The organism is Paenibacillus sp. P4_E11 (assembly GCF_056401635.1).
In genome coordinates this window covers 1-2521 of record NZ_JBFUIX010000328.1, presented here as the reverse complement: position 1 = coordinate 2521, position 2521 = coordinate 1, and the positions used below count along the sequence as shown (strand labels likewise).

Genomic DNA, 2521 nt, shown 5'->3' with positions numbered 1-2521 from the left:
CTCCTGGAGCCGTCCAGTAATGTGGAGCAGAACTAACCCAACCGTCGAAATAAAGGGTACCTTGCCGGAAATCAGTCACTCGCGCGGTAGAAATAAAATAGCCCACCCCGTTCACACAGGCAACGACTGCTCCGGTCCAATACCCGTCCGGAAAGCCAAGCAAATCTTCATCATAGATTGTATAAGTAGGCATTTCATTCGTACATTGGTCGACGACGGCATACTGGGAACGATCAAGACGATCTGTAATGTGGGGCCACGTCGCTTCATGACTAAGAACACCGTCAATGAATACGATATTGCCGTTATCCCCATGTAGACTCCAATCCATCGGAGCTTCATAGATGCCCTCTTCCCGTTCCGTCCAGCCTGTCACCAGATCACAACCGCTAATTACAACCCGCTCTCCAGACTGCGCTTCGAATCGGATGGGCGCACCTTCCTGACCGGAAGCTGCAGGAACAACTGTCTCCCGGTACGAACCGCCGCCTACGATACAGCGATCACCAGCCTTCATTACCGCTGCAGCACGTCCGATCGTCTGCCAAGCCCGTTCAGGCTGCAACCCGTCGTTCGTATCGCTCCCGTTCACTGCTACGTAATAGATATCATTGCTTAGATGTGTCATTTCTTCCTCCTTGTGTGATGTCGACATCCACTAGATGCAAACAACCAGCTGATCTTCAGGGGACTGTTGTCGATTGAAGATCAGCTGTTGCGTATTATTCTTATTAGTCCTGTTCTGAGTCCAAATATAGAACAGGAATCCTATATACGTCCATTTCAAATGTCTCGAAAACGTTACATTTATTTCTTGTTAGCGCTTTTATTATCATCGAATCGAGAAAATTATAAAGGATTCGGATCATTTGGCCATGCTTTCCTGCATCATCCCGGAGGAGCGGTACTGAAGCGGGGTAACGCCGAACTTCGCCTTGAATTTGGTGCAGAAATATTGGGAGTTGCGGTAACCGACTGATGTGGCAATTTCTGCAACCGTCAGCTTCCTATTCATGACAAGGAGATAGGCCGCTTGTTCCAGACGGATGCGATTCAAGTATTCGGTGAAGGACTCCCCTGTTATCGAACCGAACAACGTCGACACATAATTCGGCGATAAACTTACCCTTCCAGCTAACTCCTCAAGCGTGAGATCGTCCGCCATATGATCTGCGATGAACGATTTCAAACGAGTGATCTTCTCCAGATGCGCGTCATTCCGGCTCTCCTGGATGTATCTCGCGATGTTCACGGCTTGTTCCTTCAGAACGTTCATTGTTTCGTCCATCGTACGCTGCTTGATTCTTTCATGGAATCCGAACACCGGGAACATGTCGTGCAACTTATGATCGATGACGACTTGTGACAATATCGTTGCGATCCTCATACTGGTCAGCYCAATGGTATCGACGCTGAGTATCTCTGACTTCAATGTAAGGGTTAGTTCATCGATCCACTGCTCCACTTCACTGCTGCTTCCTGCCTGTACTTTGTGCTGCAACAGCTCGTATCCCACGTTAGGAAGCAACACGGTATCACGATTGGCCGAAATTTCGTCATACCGAATAATAGCTTCCTTTCCACGGATATAGGAATATTTGTAGGCTTGCACCGCTTCTTGATAGGATTGATGAATAGCCTCCACCGAATCAACGACGCTGCCGATGCCCGCTCCGAATGATGCCGTGTCCTCGGATAGCCTCATGGATTCAAGCGCGCTCCTGACCATATCGGACGTATCCGCGGTGKTCTCATATATAAATACAAGCAAGGCCATCTCCGTTGCACTTAAGCTAACCAGTTCAGTTGTAAGCCCGTATTGTTGTTCTTCGATTAGCCGGACCAGCCGTTCACTGCCTTCATCTTCCTTCACGATGTAGGCGACTGCGTACCGGCACTCTAGCGGGATCTCAGGTAAATCACCGAAACCAGCTGCTGTCTGTTGACCGGTGATTAGCCCTCTGATCTGATTAATTCTAGCCTGGTCCTTCATCTGAAGCATACTCCTATCGATGAACATAAGCATATGGTCAATTGCTGCATATTCGTGACCACTCTTAACTGGCGGCGGGCCTGAATATAAGTTTCGAATCGAATATAGTAGCTTCTTCAGTGGCATATAGAAATGTCTGGACATCAGGAAGGACACAATCACCCCGCCGAATAGTGCGAACAGACAAGCTGTCCACACTTGGCGTTTCATCTTATTCGCCGATAGCAGGAACGACTCCATTGGCCGCACAATCGCATAATTCCACCGGTTTACAGAATCTCTATCGGGGAGGATGGAGATTACACTGTTCCCAAAACGTGTGAACGATTCTGTATCGACTTTGTTCGACGAACTTGCCAACGCTCGCTGTACGGCGGCAATTTCATCCACCTTGGCGTTCTGTCCACCGAGTATTAACTGCCCGTTCTCATCGAACATATATAACTCGGATTGCGGGAAAGTGATTGCTTTTCGCACCATACTTTGCATATGATTCAAGGAAATGTCCAGATACAGGAACCCTGTAGC

Annotated in this window: 1 protein-coding gene and 1 pseudogene; both read right to left on the bottom strand. The window is 48.5% G+C overall.

Features of this window, described 5'->3' with window-relative positions:
- Positions 1-628: pseudogene (locus AC1DWB_RS33530) on the bottom strand (carbohydrate-binding cenc domain protein); the annotation flags it as partial.
- 237 nt (positions 629-865) lie between these two features.
- Positions 866-2521 (bottom strand): AraC family transcriptional regulator (locus AC1DWB_RS33525; RefSeq protein WP_477545417.1); only part of this gene is annotated, 1656 nt, incomplete at its 5' end.